Raw genomic sequence first — 15719 nt, 5'->3', positions numbered from 1 at the left:
CAGCTTATGAGTGCAATCGCGCCTGGAATGATCATCTTCGCGTACCTCTGCGGCTCAATTTCCAGTGCTATTCTGGTATGCCGCCTTGCTGGATTGCCGGACCCGCGTGACAGCGGCTCCGGGAATCCGGGCGCGACGAACGTATTGCGAATCGGTGGCAAGGGAGCCGCCGTCGCGGTGCTGATTTTCGACGTCCTGAAAGGTATGTTACCCGTCTGGGGCGCCTATGCGCTAGGCGTCAGCCCCTTCTGGCTGGGATTGATCGCAATCGCCGCCTGTCTCGGACACATTTGGCCGGTATTCTTCGGCTTTAAAGGTGGGAAAGGCGTTGCCACCGCCTTTGGCGCAATTGCGCCGATTGGCTGGGACTTAACCGGCGTGATGGCCGGAACCTGGCTGCTAACCGTCCTGTTAAGCGGCTATTCGTCGTTAGGCGCTATCGTCAGCGCGCTGATCGCCCCTTTTTACGTCTGGTGGTTCAATCCCCAGTTCACTTTCCCGGTGTCCATGTTGTCGTGCTTAATCCTACTGCGTCACCATGACAACATTCAGCGTCTGTGGCGTCGTCAGGAGCCGAAAATCTGGACCAAGCTAAAGAAAAAACGCGAAAGAGACCCCGAGTGATTTTATTGTCGGATAGCGACGCATCGGCGTCTTATCCGGCCTCGGGGATGTGATACCCTTCCACCGGCTTGCCTAATCGACGCTGACACCACCCCGCCAGAAACTCCACGCACACGCGAAGCTTCACGCTGCGATACAGCGGCTCCTGATAAACCGCCCAGATATTGGCGCTTTGCGCATAATCCGGCAGCACACGCACCAGTTCACCGCTAACCAGAAATGGCTGCAGATCCCATTCGGAACGCAGCATAATCCCTTTTCCCTGCAGCGCCCACTGCAACACAATCTCACCGCTGTTGGAGGAAAGATGTCCCGCCACCTTAATCGACTTTTTCTCCTGGCCGTTATCCAGTTCCCACACCCCGTGAGTCATATCCCGTTCTTTGGTGACCAGGCAATCATGCCGACTTAATTCCTGTAGCGTCGTCGGCTCACCGTATTTTTGTAAATACGTCGGCGCTGCGCATAATATCCTTTTATTTTTCGTTAACAAATGCGCAATATAATAATCAGGAATCTCATCATTGATACGAATATCCAAATCGATATTATCCTGCGCCAAATCAATTTGCCGATCGTAAAGTTCAAAATGTACCTGTAATTCAGGATAGCTGTGCATCAATTCTGTAATTGCCGGGGCAATATAACTGCGCCCAAAGCCAAAGCTACAGCCGATACGAATCATCCCTGCCGGACGCGTTTTGATTTGTGTGACGTCATCCACCAGATGCTGATAACGGGCAAGGATCTCCAGCGCATGTTCATAGCAACGTTGACCACTCTCCGTTAACGCCACGCCGCGCGCCGAGCGGCTTAGCAACGTAGCCCCAAGCGTGGACTCAAGGATCTGAATACGCTTCGTCACAAACGCTGGCGTCTGGCCCAGCGTCGCGGCGGCGGCGCTAAAGCTGCCGCTATGAACAATTTCAACCAGCACCTGCAGGTCTTTCGCCAGGGGATACGTGTTCAGCATGATCGGTAATCCGTAATGTTGTTAACCGCAGTGTAATTCTCCCATACGTATTAAACCCTGCCCTGGCGCAATTTTTATTGCCTTATCTGGACATCATTCACGAACTGTTAATTAGATATTCACAGTGCCAAATAATATAAAACCACATTTTTAGTGGTAGTTTGTGGCGGAGAATTTATTTCCAGATAAATAAAAGAACTGGAGTTAATAAGATGAGCAATCAAAATAACCAAAATGCGATAACTACGCTGACGAACATTGTCGCCGACTTTACCGCCATGATTTCTACCCGCATGCCTGACGATGTTGTGGATAAATTAAAGCAACTGCGTGAAGGCGAGACCTCACCGATGGGTAAAATCATCTACCACACCATGTTTGACAACATGCAGAAGGCGATCGACCTGAATCGTCCGGCCTGTCAGGACACCGGTGAAATCATGTTTTTTGTGAAGGTTGGTTCCCGTTTTCCGCTACTTGGCGAACTGCAAAGCATTCTGAAACAGGCCGTTGAAGACGCCACGGTAAAAGCGCCGCTGCGCCATAACGCAGTTGAGATTTTTGACGAAGTGAATACCGGAAAAAATACCGGCACCGGTGTGCCGTGGGTCACCTGGGATATCATCCCTGACGGCGACGATGCAGAAATCGAAGTCTACATGGCGGGCGGCGGGTGTACGCTGCCGGGGCGCTCGAAAGTGTTAATGCCTTCTGAAGGCTACGAAGGCGTGGTGAAATTTGTCTTCGAAAATATCTCCACGCTGGCAGTCAACGCCTGCCCGCCGGTGCTGGTGGGCGTGGGTATTGCCACCTCCGTAGAAACCGCTGCCGTGCTTTCTCGTAAAGCGGTGCTGCGCCCTATCGGATCACGCCATCCAAACCCAAAAGCGGCAGAACTGGAACTGCGCCTGGAAGAAGGACTTAACCGTCTGGGCATTGGGCCGCAAGGGTTGACCGGGAATAGCTCGGTGATGGGCGTACATATCGAATCCGCCGCACGCCATCCGTCGACTATCGGCGTTGCCGTCTCTACCGGCTGCTGGGCGCATCGTCGCGGCACGCTGTTGGTTCATGCCGACCTCTCCTTCGAAAACCTGTCTCACACCCGGAGCGCGTTATGAAAAAGATCCTCACCACCCCGATCAAAGCCGAAGATCTGGCAGACATTCGCGTTGGCGATGTCATTTACCTGAGCGGCACGCTGGTGACCTGCCGTGACGTTTGTCACCGCCGCCTGATCGAACTAAAGCGCCCGATTCCTTATGACCTGAACGGCAAAGCCATTTTCCATGCGGGCCCGATCGTTCGTAAGAACGGTGAAAAATGGGAGATGGTCTCCGTCGGCCCAACCACCAGCATGCGTATGGAAGCCTTTGAGAAAGAGTTCATTGAGCAAACAGGTGTGAAACTGGTAGTCGGTAAGGGCGGTATGGGGCCGTTGACGGAAGAAGGCTGCAAGCAGTTCAAAGCGCTGCACGTCATTTTCCCGGCTGGCTGTGCGGTCGTCGCGGCAACCCAGGTTGAAGAGATCGAAGAAGTGCACTGGACGGAGTTGGGCATGCCGGAATCTCTGTGGGTATGCCGGGTAAAAGAGTTCGGCCCGCTGATCGTTTCCATCGATACTCACGGTAATAACCTGATTGCCGAAAACAAAAAGCTGTTCGCTGAACGTCGAGATCCTATCGTCGAAGAAATCTGCGAGCACGTGCACTACATCAAATAACCCTCCCGGAGAGGCGTAATGCCTCTCCCTCTTCGCAGGGATACAACAATGGCACCTTTAGCTGGTTGGTGGCGATACCTGGCTCCGCTGGTAGTCATCGCCATTATTGCTGTTCTGCCCGTCCCCACCGGTCTTGAGAGTCATACCTGGCTCTATTTTGCCGTCTTTACCGGTGTGATTGTCGGGCTTATTCTGGAGCCTGTACCGGGCGCGGTGGTGGCGATGATTGGCATTTCGATCATCGCCGTCCTTTCACCATGGCTACTGTTCAGCCCGGAGCAGCTCGCGCAGGACGGTTTTAAATTTACCGCCAAATCGCTGTCGTGGGCGGTATCGGGCTTTTCAAACTCGGTCATCTGGCTGATCTTCGCAGCCTTTATGTTTGGTACCGGCTATGAAAAAACCGGGCTCGGTCGGCGTATCGCGCTGATGCTGGTGAAAAAGATGGGGCACCGGACGCTGTTTCTCGGCTATGCGGTGATGTTCTCTGAGCTGATCCTCGCCCCCGTCACGCCTTCCAACTCCGCGCGCGGAGCCGGAATAATCTACCCGATTATCCGCAACCTGCCGCCGCTGTATAATTCACAGCCCAATAGCGCCAGTTCACGCTCCATTGGCTCGTACATTATGTGGATGGGCATTGTCGCTGACTGCGTCACCAGTGCCATTTTCTTAACGGCGATGGCGCCGAACCTGCTGCTGATCGGCCTGATGAAAGGCGCATCCCACACGGCGCTGAGCTGGGGCGACTGGTTCTTAGGCATGCTGCCGCTGAGCATTTTGCTGGTGCTGATCGTGCCGTGGCTGGCGTATGTGTTGTATCCACCGGTACTGAAATCCGGCGATCAGGTTCCACGCTGGGCGGATACAGAGCTAAAAGCGATGGGACCGCTGTGCGCTCGCGAGAAAAAGATGCTGGTGCTGATGGTCGGCGCACTGGTGCTGTGGATTTTCGGCGGCGATTTTATTGACGCCGCGATGGTCGGATACAGCGTGGTGGCGTTGATGCTGGTATTGCGCATCATCAACTGGGATGACATCGTCAGTAATAAAGCCGCGTGGAACGTCTTTTTCTGGCTGGCCTCGCTGATAACGCTCGCCACCGGACTGAACAACACCGGCTTTATCTCCTGGTTTGGCAAACTGCTGGCGGGAGGACTGAGCGGCTATTCGCCGATGATGGTGATGGTGGCGCTGATCGTGGTGTTCTACCTGCTGCGCTACTTCTTTGCCAGCGCCACGGCGTATACCTCTGCCCTCGCGCCGATGATGATTGCCGCCGCGCTGGCGATGCCGGAAATCCCATTACCGGTCTTCTGCCTGATGGTCGGTGCCGCCATTGGTCTGGGCAGCATTCTGACCCCGTACGCCACCGGTCCTAGCCCTATCTACTACGGCAGCGGCTATTTGCCGACGGTGGATTACTGGCGACTCGGTGCTATTTTTGGCCTGATTTTCCTCGTGCTGCTGGTGATCACCGGTCTGGTCTGGATGCCCCTCGTTTTACTGTAATCTCCCATTGGGCGGCATATTGTCGCCCCTTAATCCATAAGCTTCTCATATGATCGGTTTCCCGATGCGCTGAGGCATACTTTTTTGTATGCAAACACCCTCATGCTGATAAGGGAAACGCTCTGGACATGGTTGCGCACGAGACATTCACACGGGGCTGGCAGGCTGAACTGGATCTGCATTTTACCTGCACCGGGCACAAAACGGTGCTCGCCTCGGCGCGTCATCATGGTCCATTGACGGTCCAGCGCCCGTTTTACCCGGAAGAGGACGTCTGTCATCTCTATTTGCTGCATCCACCTGCGGGAATCGTTGGTGGGGATGAGCTTCATATTGCCGTCACGCTCGACGAAAACAGCCATGCGTTAATCACCCAGCCCGGCGCGGGTAAGTTTTATCGCAGCCGTGGGCCACAAGCGTTGCTGCGCCAGCATTTCACGCTAGCTTCGCATGCCACGCTGGAGTGGCTGCCGCAGGATACGATCCTCTTTCCCGGCGCCAACGCTGTTATTCAATCCGTCTTTCACATCGCATCCGCAAGCCGCTTGCTGGCCTGGGATCTGTTGTGTCTTGGCCGACCGGTTATGCAGGAAACTTTCAGCCACGGCGTGCTGCAAAATCGCCTGGAAGTGTGGCGAGATGGGCAGCCGCTGCTGATAGAACGCTTGCAGTTGCAGGAGGGGAATCTGAGCGGCGTCGCGCATCACCCCTGGGTCGGCACGTTGCTGTGTTATCCGTCCAGCGAACACATGCTGGAGGGCACGCGCGAGCGGCTTACACCGTTTGGCGATTACGCCGGGGCAACGCTTAACGACTCGCTGCTGACAATCCGTTTTCTTGCTAACGACAACCTGGTTGTTCAGTGCGTGATGCGTGACATCTGGCAATTCCTGCGCCCGCTGCTTACGCAGAAATCTCCCGTACTCCCGCGAATCTGGCAAACCTAAGAGAACCCTTATGGAACTGACTCCCAGAGAAAAAGACAAGTTGTTGCTGTTTACCGCCGCGCTGGTGGCGGAACGCCGCCTGGCCCGCGGGCTGAAGCTGAACTACCCGGAATCGGTGGCGCTGATTAGCGCTTTCATCATGGAAGGCGCGCGCGACGGGCAAACCGTAGCCGCCCTGATGGAAGACGGGCGTCACGTGCTGCGTCGCGATCAGGTGATGGAAGGCGTACCGGAAATGATCCCGGATATTCAGGTTGAAGCCACGTTTCCGGACGGCTCGAAGCTGGTCACCGTCCACAACCCGATCGTCTAAGGAGCGGTAATGATCCCAGGTGAATATCAGATCGCAAAAGGCAATATCGCGCTCAATCCAGGGCGGGAGACCTGCACGATTGTGGTGGAAAATCATGGCGACAGGCCCATCCAGGTGGGATCGCACTATCACTTTTACGAAGTGAACCCGGCGCTGCGCTTTGACAGGCTGGCCGCACGCGGCTTTCGTCTGAACATTGCTGCGGGCACAGCGGTGCGTTTTGAGCCGGGACAAAAACGCGAAGTCGAACTGGTGCGCGTCGCTGGCGCACAAAGGATCGTGGGTTTTCGCAGTGAAGTGATGGGCGCGCTGGAGGCAGATAATGAGTGAAATTTCCCGGCAGGCGTACGCCGATATGTTTGGCCCAACCACCGGCGATAAGGTACGCCTGGCAGATACTGACCTGTGGATCGAAGTAGAAAAAGATTTCACCACCTACGGCGAAGAGGTCAAATTCGGCGGCGGAAAAGTGATCCGCGACGGCATGGGCCAGGGGCAAATGCGCGCGCAAGCGTGTGTGGATCTGGTAATAACCAACGCGCTGATCGTCGATCACTGGGGGATCGTGAAAGCGGATATCGGCATCAAAGCCGGCAGGATCTTCGCCATCGGCAAAGCAGGTAATCCCGATATTCAGCCCAACGTCACGATCCCGATAGGCGTGGGAACTGAAGTCATCGCCGGGGAGGGCAAGATCGTCACCGCGGGCGGCGTGGATACGCATATTCACTGGATCTGCCCACAGCAGGCGCAGGAGGCGCTGGTTTCCGGCGTAACGACGATGATCGGCGGCGGCACCGGTCCGGCCGCGGGAACTCACGCCACCACCTGTACGCCGGGTCCGTGGCACATCGCGCGCATGCTGCAGGCGGCAGACGCATTGCCGGTTAACATCGGTTTACTGGGCAAAGGTAACGGCTCAAATCCTGACGCCTTGCGCGAGCAAATCACCGCGGGCGCAATTGGCCTGAAAATCCATGAAGACTGGGGTGCCACGCCCGCCGCTATCGACTGCGCGCTGACCGTGGCCGACGAAATGGACATCCAGGTCGCGTTGCACAGCGACACGTTGAATGAGTCTGGATTCGTCGAAGATACGCTGGCGGCGATTGGCGATCGCACTATTCATACCTTCCACACCGAAGGGGCGGGTGGCGGCCATGCGCCGGATATCATCACCGCCTGCGCACATCCGAATATCCTGCCCTCCTCTACGAACCCGACGCTGCCCTATACCCTCAACACCATCGACGAGCATCTCGACATGCTGATGGTTTGCCACCATCTCGATCCGGATATCGCCGAAGATGTGGCCTTTGCCGAATCACGCATTCGCCGGGAAACGATCGCTGCCGAAGATGTGCTGCATGACATTGGCGCCTTTTCCCTGACCTCGTCCGATTCACAGGCAATGGGGCGCGTGGGCGAAGTGATTCTGCGCACCTGGCAGGTAGCACACCGTATGAAGGCGCAGCGTGGCACCCTGGCAGAAGAGACCGGCGACAACGACAACCTGCGCGTTAAACGCTACGTCGCCAAATACACCATCAATCCGGCGCTAACCCACGGTATCGCTCATGAAGTCGGCTCCGTTGAGCCTGGCAAACTGGCCGATCTGGTGCTGTGGTCACCGGCATTCTTTGGCGTAAAACCGGCAACGATCGTTAAGGGCGGGATGATTGCCTGCGCGCCGATGGGCGACATCAACGCCTCGATCCCGACTCCGCAGCCGGTGCATTACCGCATGATGTTCGGCGCACTTGGCGCGGCGCGGCATCACACCCGGTTGACCTTTATTTCGCAGGCCGCTGACGCGCAGAACATCGCGCAGCAACTCAACCTGCAAAGCGCCATCGCCGTCGTCAAAGGCTGCAGAACGGTGAAAAAGGCCGACATGATCCACAACGACCTGCAACCCAATATCACCGTTGATGCTCAGACCTACGAGGTGCGTATTGATGGCGAACTGATTACCAGCGAACCGGCCAACGTTTTGCCAATGGCGCAACGCTATTTTCTGTTTTGAGGAGTGACGATGATCTACCTGACCCAACGCCTGGACCATACCCACTGCGTCACCGCAAGCGTCACGCTACCCATTGATATGCGGGTAAAAAGTCGTGCCAGAGTGGCGCTGAACGACGGTCGCGAAGCCGGGTTGATGCTACCGCGCGGTTTGCTGTTACGCGGTGGCGACCTGCTGACCACCGACGATGGCAGCGAGGTGATCGAAGTGATCGCCGCGCCGGAGTCGGTTTCCGTGGTGCGCTGCGCCGATCCTTTCCTGCTCGCCAAAGCCTGTTATCACCTCGGCAATCGCCACGTTCCGCTGCAAATCCTGCCGGATGAGCTGCGCTACCACCACGATCATGTGCTGGACGCCATGCTGCGCCAGTTCAACCTTGAGGTGACGTTCGCTCAACTACCGTTTGAACCGGAAGCAGGCGCTTATGCCAGTGAATCACACGGGCATCATCACGGCCATGCGCACTGATGTATAACACCCAACAGCTGCGTCTGATGCACCTCGCCAGCAGCGCACTCCCGGTGGGGTCGTTTACCTGGTCCCAGGGTCTGGAGTGGGCGGTGGAGATTGGCTGGGTGAAAAGCATCGATGACTTCTCTGCCTGGCAAATTCAGCAGATGGAGCAGAACTTTTTTACCGTCGACCTACCGCTGCTGGCGAGACTGTATCGCGCCTGCGAGCAGGACGATCTCACCGCCGCGCGCCGCTGGAGCGCTTACCTGTTAGCCTGTCGCGAAACCCGCGAACTGCGGGATGAAGAACGCAGCCGGGGCGCGGCGTTTACGCGGCTGGTCACCGACTGGGAGGTGGATTGCTCGCGAGAGTGGCGCACTCTCTTCGCCGACAGCCAACTCTGCGGCATGGCCTGGCTGGCCGTGCGCTGGAAAATCCCCCTGACCGAGCTGGCGTTAAGCCTCGGCTACAGCTGGATTGAGAGCGCTGTGATGGCTGGCGTCAAGCTGGTTCCTTTTGGACAACAGGCGGCCCAGCGTTTGATTATTGCGCTCTGCGATCGCTATGCGCAGGGTCTGGCACAGGCGCTGGCGACGCCTGACGCCAGTCTCGGCTCCGCAACGCCGCTGGCTGCAATCGCCTCTGCCCGGCATGAAACGCAATATTCCCGATTATTCCGCTCCTGAGGAGAAAAAATGAGTAACTACAAGCATCCCCTGCGTGTGGGCGTTGGCGGCCCGGTCGGTTCCGGCAAAACGGCGCTGCTGGAAGCGTTATGCAAAGCCATGCGCAGCAGCTATCAACTGGCGGTAGTGACTAACGATATCTACACCAAAGAAGATCAGCGCATTCTCACCGAAGCGGGCGCACTGGAGCCAGACAGGATCGTCGGTGTGGAAACCGGCGGCTGCCCGCATACCGCCATCCGCGAAGATGCCTCGATGAATCTGGCTGCCGTAGAGGCGCTGAGCGAGAAATTCGGCAATCTGGATCTGATTTTTGTGGAAAGCGGTGGCGATAACCTGAGCGCCACCTTTAGCCCAGAATTAGCGGATCTGACGATCTATGTGATCGACGTTGCCGAAGGCGAGAAGATCCCACGTAAGGGGGGGCCGGGGATCACTAAATCCGATTTTCTGGTGATCAATAAAACCGATTTAGCGCCTTACGTCGGCGCCTCGCTGGAGGTGATGGAACGCGATACCCTGCGCATGCGCGGCGAGCGTCCGTGGACGTTCAGTAATTTAAAATCCGGAGAGGGTCTGGAAAAAATTATCGCGTTTCTGGAAGAGAAAGGAATGCTGCGGATGTAGCGTCTTGCCCGGTAACATTGCGCCACCGGGCAAAAAATCACGCCGCCGGTAATTCCGCCAGCGGCCAGCGTGGGCGCACGGTTACGCCAAGATCCGCCGTTGCGCCCGCTTTAAAACGCACCATGCCCGCGTAGGCGATCATCGCCCCGTTGTCGGTACAAAATTCCGGACGCGCGTAAAATACTTCGCCACGACGTTTTTGCATCATTTCAGCCAATTTTGCGCGCAGCGTACGGTTCGCGCTCACGCCCCCCGCCATCACCAGACGTTTAAAACCGGTTTGATCCAGTGCGCGTTTGCACTTGATCATCAGCGTATCCACTACCGCATCTTCAAACGCACGGGCGATATCTGCGCGCGTCTGATCGTCATTTTCGTTATTACGAATGGTATTCGCGGCAAAGGTTTTCAGCCCGGAGAAGCTGAAATCCAGCCCCGGACGGTCGGTCATCGGGCGCGGGAAGACAAAACGTTTTTCAACGCCTTGCGATGCCAGTTTTGACAACATTGGGCCGCCAGGGTAATCCAGCCCCAGCAGCTTGGCCGTTTTATCAAACGCTTCGCCAGCGGCATCATCAATCGATTCGCCCAGCAATTCATACTGACCGATACCGGTGACGCTAATCAGCTGCGTGTGACCGCCGGAAACCAGCAGCGCGACGAACGGAAAAGCAGGAGGATTATCTTCCAGCATCGGCGCCAGCAGATGCCCTTCCATATGGTGTACAGGAATTGCCGGCACGCCCCAGGCGAACGCCAGCGAACGTCCTACGGTGGCGCCGACCAACAGCGCGCCAACCAGACCAGGACCTGCGGTATACGCCACCGCATCAATCTCTTTTGCCGTCAGTCCCGCCTCTTTCAGCGCGGCCTGGATCAGCGGTACGGTTTTACGTACGTGATCGCGCGAGGCCAGTTCTGGCACTACGCCGCCGTAGTCAGCGTGTAATTTCACCTGACTATACAATTGGTTGGCTAAAAGACCTTTTTCATCGTCGTAAATGGCGATGCCGGTTTCATCGCAGGATGTTTCAATACCCAGTACACGCATGACTTGTTTTACCTCGCTCTATTACCGCGCAGTGTAGGACCAATGCGGGTTGATGTAAAACTTTGTTCGCCCCAGGAGTTCCGCTCGTGTATACTCCTTGTCCTTATAAAAGTCCCTTTCAAAATCGCGTCGGTGCTTTACAAAGCAGCAGCAATTGCAGTAAAATTCCGCACCATTTTGAAATAAGCTGGCGTTGATGCCAGCGGCAAACCGAATTTATTAAAGGTGAGAGTTACATGCCGGTAATTAAAGTACGTGAAAACGAGCCGTTCGACGTAGCACTGCGTCGCTTCAAGCGTTCATGCGAAAAAGCAGGTGTTCTGGCGGAAGTTCGTCGTCGTGAGTTCTATGAAAAACCGACTACCGAACGTAAGCGCGCTAAAGCTTCTGCTGTGAAACGTCACGCGAAGAAACTGGCTCGCGAAAACGCACGCCGCACTCGTCTGTACTAATCTATTGAGAGCCAACGCTCTCAATTCAGACTGAGTTGTAGTTGTAAGGCCGTGCTTCCGGAAGGAATGCGCGGCTTATTTTCGTTTATGCATTGGCATATACACAAAATCATTCAGTATGCATCAAGGCGGCAAGTGAGTGAAGCCCCGGAGCTTACATAAGTAAGTGACAGGGGTGAGCGAGCGCAGCCAACACAGAGGCAGGCTGAAGGATGAAGTGTATAAAAGGGGCATATGGCTGGACGAATTCCACGCGTATTTATCAATGACCTGCTGGCAAGAACCGACATCGTCGATCTCATCGACGCGCGGGTAAAGCTGAAAAAGCAGGGCAAAAATTATCACGCGTGCTGTCCGTTCCATAACGAAAAAACCCCCTCTTTCACCGTAAACGGTGAAAAACAGTTTTATCACTGCTTTGGGTGTGGCGCGCATGGCAACGCCGTCGACTTTCTCATGAACTACGACAAGCTTGAGTTCGTGGAAACCGTCGAAGAACTGGCCGCAATGCACAACTTAGAAGTGCCCTATGAAGCAGGCAGTGGCCCCAGTCAGATAGAGCGCCATCAACGGCAAAGCCTTTATCAATTGATGGACGGCCTGAACACTTTTTATCAACAGTCTTTGATGCAGCCCGCCGCTACCCCTGCGCGCCAGTACCTGGAAAAGCGAGGATTAAGTAGCGACGTAATCACCCGTTTTGCTATTGGTTTTGCGCCCCCCGGTTGGGACAACGTCCTGAAACGGTTTGGCGGCAATGCTGAGAATCGCAAATCGCTGGTTGATGCGGGGATGTTGGTCACCAACGATCAGGGACGCAGTTACGATCGCTTCCGCGAACGGGTGATGTTCCCCATCCGCGACAAACGTGGTCGGGTCATTGGTTTTGGTGGACGCGTGCTGGGCGATGCCCTGCCGAAGTATCTGAACTCCCCGGAAACCGATATTTTCCATAAAGGTCGCCAGCTGTATGGTCTTTATGAAGCCCAGCAGGATAACGCCGATCCACAGCGCCTGTTAGTGGTAGAAGGCTATATGGATGTGGTGGCGCTGGCGCAATACGGAATTAACTACGCCGTGGCATCCCTTGGGACGTCAACCACCGCCGATCACATCCAACTGTTGTTCCGCGCGACGAACAACGTAATTTGCTGTTACGACGGCGACCGTGCCGGACGCGACGCAGCATGGCGCGCGCTGGAAACCGCACTGCCTTATATGACAGACGGCCGCCAGCTACGTTTTATGTTTTTACCTGACGGCGAAGACCCCGATACGCTGGTGCGTAAAGAAGGGAAAGAGGCCTTTGAAGCCCGGATGGAGCAGGCGCTGCCGCTCTCCGCGTTTTTATTTAACAGCCTGTTGCCGCAGGTCGATTTGAGTACCCCAGACGGGCGCGCACAGCTCAGTACGCTGGCGCTACCGCTGATCACTCAGGTACCAGGTGAAACGTTACGCATTTATCTGCGACAGGAGTTGGGAAACAAGCTCGGCATTCTGGATGACAGCCAGCTTGAACGTTTAATGCCAAAACTGGCAGAAAATGGGGCTTCCCGCCCTGTTCCACAGCTAAAACGTACGACCATGCGTATACTGATAGGGTTACTGGTGCAAAACCCGGATTTGGCTCCGCTGGTTCCGCCGTTAGGCGCTCTGGATCGAAATAAGCTGCCTGGACTTGGCTTATTCAGAGAACTGGTCAACACTTGTCTGGCTCAGCCAGGTCTGACCACTGGGCAACTTTTAGAACACTATCGTGGCACAAATGATGCTGCGACCCTTGAAAAACTGTCGATGTGGGACGATATAGCAGATAAAGATATCGCAGAAAAAACCTTCACCGACTCACTCAACCATATGTTTGATTCGATGCTTGAACTGCGCCAGGAAGAGTTGATAGCTCGTGAGCGCACACACGGTTTAAGCAGCGAAGAACGCCGGGAACTCTGGACACTAAACCAGGAACTGGCCAGGAAATAACAGAAAGACAAAACAAAGACAAAATCATTCGCGTTGTATCAAGGCAGCAAGTGAACGAACGCCTGGGAGTGTACATAAGTACATGACCAGGATGACAAATCCGCCGGGAGCGGATTTGAACGCTGCTTGCGGCGGCCCCGTAAGGGGCGAGGCTCAGGATGAGCCGAGTAACGAACGCAGCTAACGCAGAGACAACGTGAAAGATGAAGTATTTAACGGCTTAACTGCCGAATATCGTTCGGGAAGCCCCCGACAGCCGCACGGAGAGGCAGCGGCAAAATATAAGTATGCCCTCGTTTTGCCGTTGGCGGTTTTACCGCCCAACACCAATCAAACGAATTAAGTGTGGATACCGTCTTATGGAGCAAAACCCGCAGTCACAGCTGAAGCTTCTTGTCCAACGTGGTAAGGAGCAAGGCTATCTGACCTATGCCGAGGTCAATGACCATCTGCCGGAAGATATCGTCGATTCAGATCAAATCGAAGACATCATCCAAATGATCAATGACATGGGTATTCAGGTGATGGAAGAAGCACCGGATGCCGATGATCTGCTGCTTGCTGAAACCTCCAACAGCACCGATGAAGACGCGGAAGAAGCGGCTGCCCAGGTTCTGTCCAGCGTTGAGTCCGAAATCGGCCGTACAACTGACCCGGTTCGCATGTACATGCGTGAAATGGGTACCGTTGAACTGTTAACCCGTGAAGGCGAAATCGACATCGCTAAACGCATCGAAGACGGGATTAACCAGGTTCAATGCTCCGTTGCCGAATACCCGGAAGCCATCACCTACCTGCTTGAGCAATACGATCGCGTAGAAGCTGAAGAAGCACGTCTTTCCGATCTGATCACCGGCTTTGTCGATCCGAACGCAGAAGAAGACATGGCGCCAACCGCGACCCACGTCGGCTCTGAACTTTCTCAGGAAGAGATGGATGACGATGAAGACGAAGATGAAGAAGATGGCGACGACGACAGCAGCGATGACGACAACAGCATCGACCCTGAGTTAGCGCGTGAAAAATTCGGTGAACTGCGTACTCAGTACGAAATCACTCGCGACACCATCAAAGCGAAAGGCCGCAGCCATGCTGCCGCGCAGGAAGAAATTCAGAAGCTGTCCGAAGTGTTCAAACAGTTCCGCCTGGTGCCGAAGCAGTTCGACTACCTGGTAAACAGCATGCGCGTCATGATGGACCGTGTGCGTACTCAGGAACGTCTGATCATGAAGCTCTGCGTTGAGCAGTGCAAAATGCCGAAGAAAAACTTCATCACCCTGTTCACTGGCAACGAAACCAGCGAAACCTGGTTCAACGCGGCAATCGCGATGAACAAACCGTGGTCTGAAAAACTGCACGATGTGGCAGATGACGTTCACCGCGGCCTGCAGAAACTGCAGCAGATTGAAGAAGAAACCGGCCTGACCATCGAGCAGGTTAAAGACATCAACCGTCGTATGTCCATTGGTGAAGCGAAAGCCCGCCGTGCGAAAAAAGAGATGGTTGAAGCAAACTTACGTCTGGTTATCTCCATCGCTAAGAAATACACCAACCGTGGTCTGCAGTTCCTGGATCTGATTCAGGAAGGCAACATCGGTCTGATGAAAGCGGTTGATAAGTTTGAATACCGTCGTGGTTACAAGTTCTCCACCTATGCAACCTGGTGGATCCGTCAGGCGATCACCCGTTCGATCGCGGATCAGGCGCGTACCATTCGTATCCCGGTACATATGATTGAGACCATCAACAAGCTCAACCGTATCTCCCGTCAGATGCTGCAAGAGATGGGCCGCGAGCCTACGCCGGAAGAACTGGCTGAACGCATGCTGATGCCGGAAGACAAGATCCGTAAAGTGCTGAAGATCGCTAAAGAGCCTATCTCCATGGAAACGCCGATCGGCGACGATGAAGATTCGCATCTGGGTGATTTCATCGAGGATACCACCCTCGAGCTGCCGCTGGATTCTGCAACTACCGAGAGCCTGCGTGCCGCCACGCACGACGTCCTGGCTGGCCTGACCGCCCGTGAAGCAAAAGTTCTGCGTATGCGTTTCGGTATCGATATGAACACCGACCACACGCTGGAAGAAGTCGGTAAACAGTTCGACGTTACCCGCGAACGTATCCGTCAGATCGAAGCGAAGGCATTGCGTAAACTGCGTCACCCGAGCCGTTCTGAAGTACTGCGTAGCTTCCTCGACGATTAATCGTTTCTGTTATTAAGAAGCTCCCTCCGGGGAGCTTTTTTTTGAGATTTTCCGCAGTGTACAAAAATTGGTAGGGGCATTGCCTATACATGCAATTGTAAATGATATTTATTTTCATTATCATTTTTCTTTTCGTAAACAACTG

At 55.0% G+C, this 15719-nt stretch carries 16 protein-coding genes; 14 read left to right on the top strand and 2 right to left on the bottom strand.

The features are described 5' to 3' along the window. The first annotated feature begins 6 nt into the window (after positions 1-6). Positions 7-624: a glycerol-3-phosphate 1-O-acyltransferase PlsY gene (gene plsY, locus I6L54_RS04620; RefSeq protein ID WP_003828443.1), complete on the top strand. Its 618-nt coding sequence runs from the start codon at positions 7-9 to the stop codon at positions 622-624. A gap of 31 nt (positions 625-655) precedes the next feature. Here plsY and ttdR read toward each other — a convergent pair whose 3' ends face one another. Then, a complete protein-coding gene (gene ttdR, locus I6L54_RS04615; RefSeq protein WP_040233951.1) occupies positions 656-1597 on the bottom strand; it encodes an L-tartrate utilization transcriptional activator TtdR in 942 nt (313 codons plus the stop codon). Positions 1598-1809: 212 nt separating this feature from the next. On the opposite strand from ttdR, the gene ttdA reads away from it, so the two are divergent. The 10 genes from ttdA (at position 1810) to ureG (ending at position 9884) form a co-directional block, all read left to right on the top strand. Next, positions 1810-2718: a L(+)-tartrate dehydratase subunit alpha gene (gene ttdA / locus I6L54_RS04610; RefSeq protein WP_040233949.1), complete on the top strand. Its 909-nt coding sequence runs from the start codon at positions 1810-1812 to the stop codon at positions 2716-2718. After that, positions 2715-3320, top strand: a complete 606-nt coding sequence (gene ttdB / locus I6L54_RS04605; protein ID WP_005120898.1) for a L(+)-tartrate dehydratase subunit beta — start codon at positions 2715-2717, stop codon at positions 3318-3320. Before ttdA ends, ttdB begins: the two co-directional genes overlap by 4 nt. Before the next feature lie 48 nt (positions 3321-3368). Further along, complete coding sequence (locus I6L54_RS04600; RefSeq protein WP_005120897.1) at positions 3369-4832, top strand: anion permease; 1464 nt, start codon at positions 3369-3371, stop codon at positions 4830-4832. A 128-nt stretch (positions 4833-4960) separates the two neighbouring features. Beyond that, on the top strand, positions 4961-5779 hold the full coding sequence (locus tag I6L54_RS04595) for an urease accessory protein UreD (protein ID WP_209442491.1): 819 nt from the start codon (positions 4961-4963) through the stop codon (positions 5777-5779). Positions 5780-5789: 10 nt separating this feature from the next. Continuing rightward, complete coding sequence (locus I6L54_RS04590) at positions 5790-6092, top strand: urease subunit gamma (RefSeq protein WP_003024678.1); 303 nt, start codon at positions 5790-5792, stop codon at positions 6090-6092. Positions 6093-6101: 9 nt separating this feature from the next. Beyond that, positions 6102-6422 (top strand): urease subunit beta, encoded by a 321-nt coding sequence (locus I6L54_RS04585; RefSeq protein ID WP_005120895.1) that lies wholly within the window; start codon positions 6102-6104, stop codon positions 6420-6422. Beyond that, the gene (gene ureC / locus I6L54_RS04580) at positions 6415-8118 is read left to right on the top strand and encodes an urease subunit alpha (RefSeq protein ID WP_040233948.1); all 1704 of its coding nucleotides are present in this window, start codon (positions 6415-6417) and stop codon (positions 8116-8118) included. Before I6L54_RS04585 ends, ureC begins: the two co-directional genes overlap by 8 nt. A 9-nt stretch (positions 8119-8127) precedes the next feature. Beyond that, positions 8128-8586, top strand: coding sequence for an urease accessory protein UreE (gene ureE, locus I6L54_RS04575; protein ID WP_040233947.1), 459 nt, complete (start codon positions 8128-8130; stop codon positions 8584-8586). Continuing rightward, positions 8586-9257 (top strand): urease accessory protein UreF, encoded by a 672-nt coding sequence (locus tag I6L54_RS04570; protein ID WP_040233946.1) that lies wholly within the window; start codon positions 8586-8588, stop codon positions 9255-9257. Before ureE ends, I6L54_RS04570 begins: the two co-directional genes overlap by 1 nt. Before the next feature lie 9 nt (positions 9258-9266). Beyond that, positions 9267-9884, top strand: a complete 618-nt coding sequence (ureG, locus tag I6L54_RS04565) for an urease accessory protein UreG (RefSeq protein WP_003838095.1) — start codon at positions 9267-9269, stop codon at positions 9882-9884. Positions 9885-9921: 37 nt separating this feature from the next. On the opposite strand, the gene tsaD is transcribed toward ureG, so the two are convergent. Beyond that, a complete protein-coding gene (gene tsaD, locus I6L54_RS04560; RefSeq protein WP_003024694.1) occupies positions 9922-10935 on the bottom strand; it encodes a tRNA (adenosine(37)-N6)-threonylcarbamoyltransferase complex transferase subunit TsaD in 1014 nt (337 codons plus the stop codon). 236 nt (positions 10936-11171) lie between these two features. Here tsaD and rpsU point away from each other — a divergent pair, with 236 nt between their 5' ends. The 3 genes from rpsU (at position 11172) to rpoD (ending at position 15574) form a co-directional block, all read left to right on the top strand. Continuing rightward, complete coding sequence (rpsU, locus tag I6L54_RS04555) at positions 11172-11387, top strand: 30S ribosomal protein S21 (RefSeq protein WP_001144069.1); 216 nt, start codon at positions 11172-11174, stop codon at positions 11385-11387. 234 nt (positions 11388-11621) lie between these two features. After that, the gene (gene dnaG / locus I6L54_RS04550; RefSeq protein WP_137378483.1) at positions 11622-13367 is read left to right on the top strand and encodes a DNA primase; all 1746 of its coding nucleotides are present in this window, start codon (positions 11622-11624) and stop codon (positions 13365-13367) included. A gap of 359 nt (positions 13368-13726) precedes the next feature. Beyond that, on the top strand, positions 13727-15574 hold the full coding sequence (gene rpoD, locus I6L54_RS04545) for an RNA polymerase sigma factor RpoD (RefSeq protein ID WP_003024699.1): 1848 nt from the start codon (positions 13727-13729) through the stop codon (positions 15572-15574). Positions 15575-15719 lie beyond the last annotated feature (145 nt).

The organism is Citrobacter pasteurii (genome assembly GCF_019047765.1).
In the GTDB taxonomy this organism is placed as follows: Bacteria; Pseudomonadota; Gammaproteobacteria; order Enterobacterales; family Enterobacteriaceae; genus Citrobacter; species Citrobacter pasteurii.
This window is presented reverse-complemented; position numbering and strand designations above follow the sequence as displayed.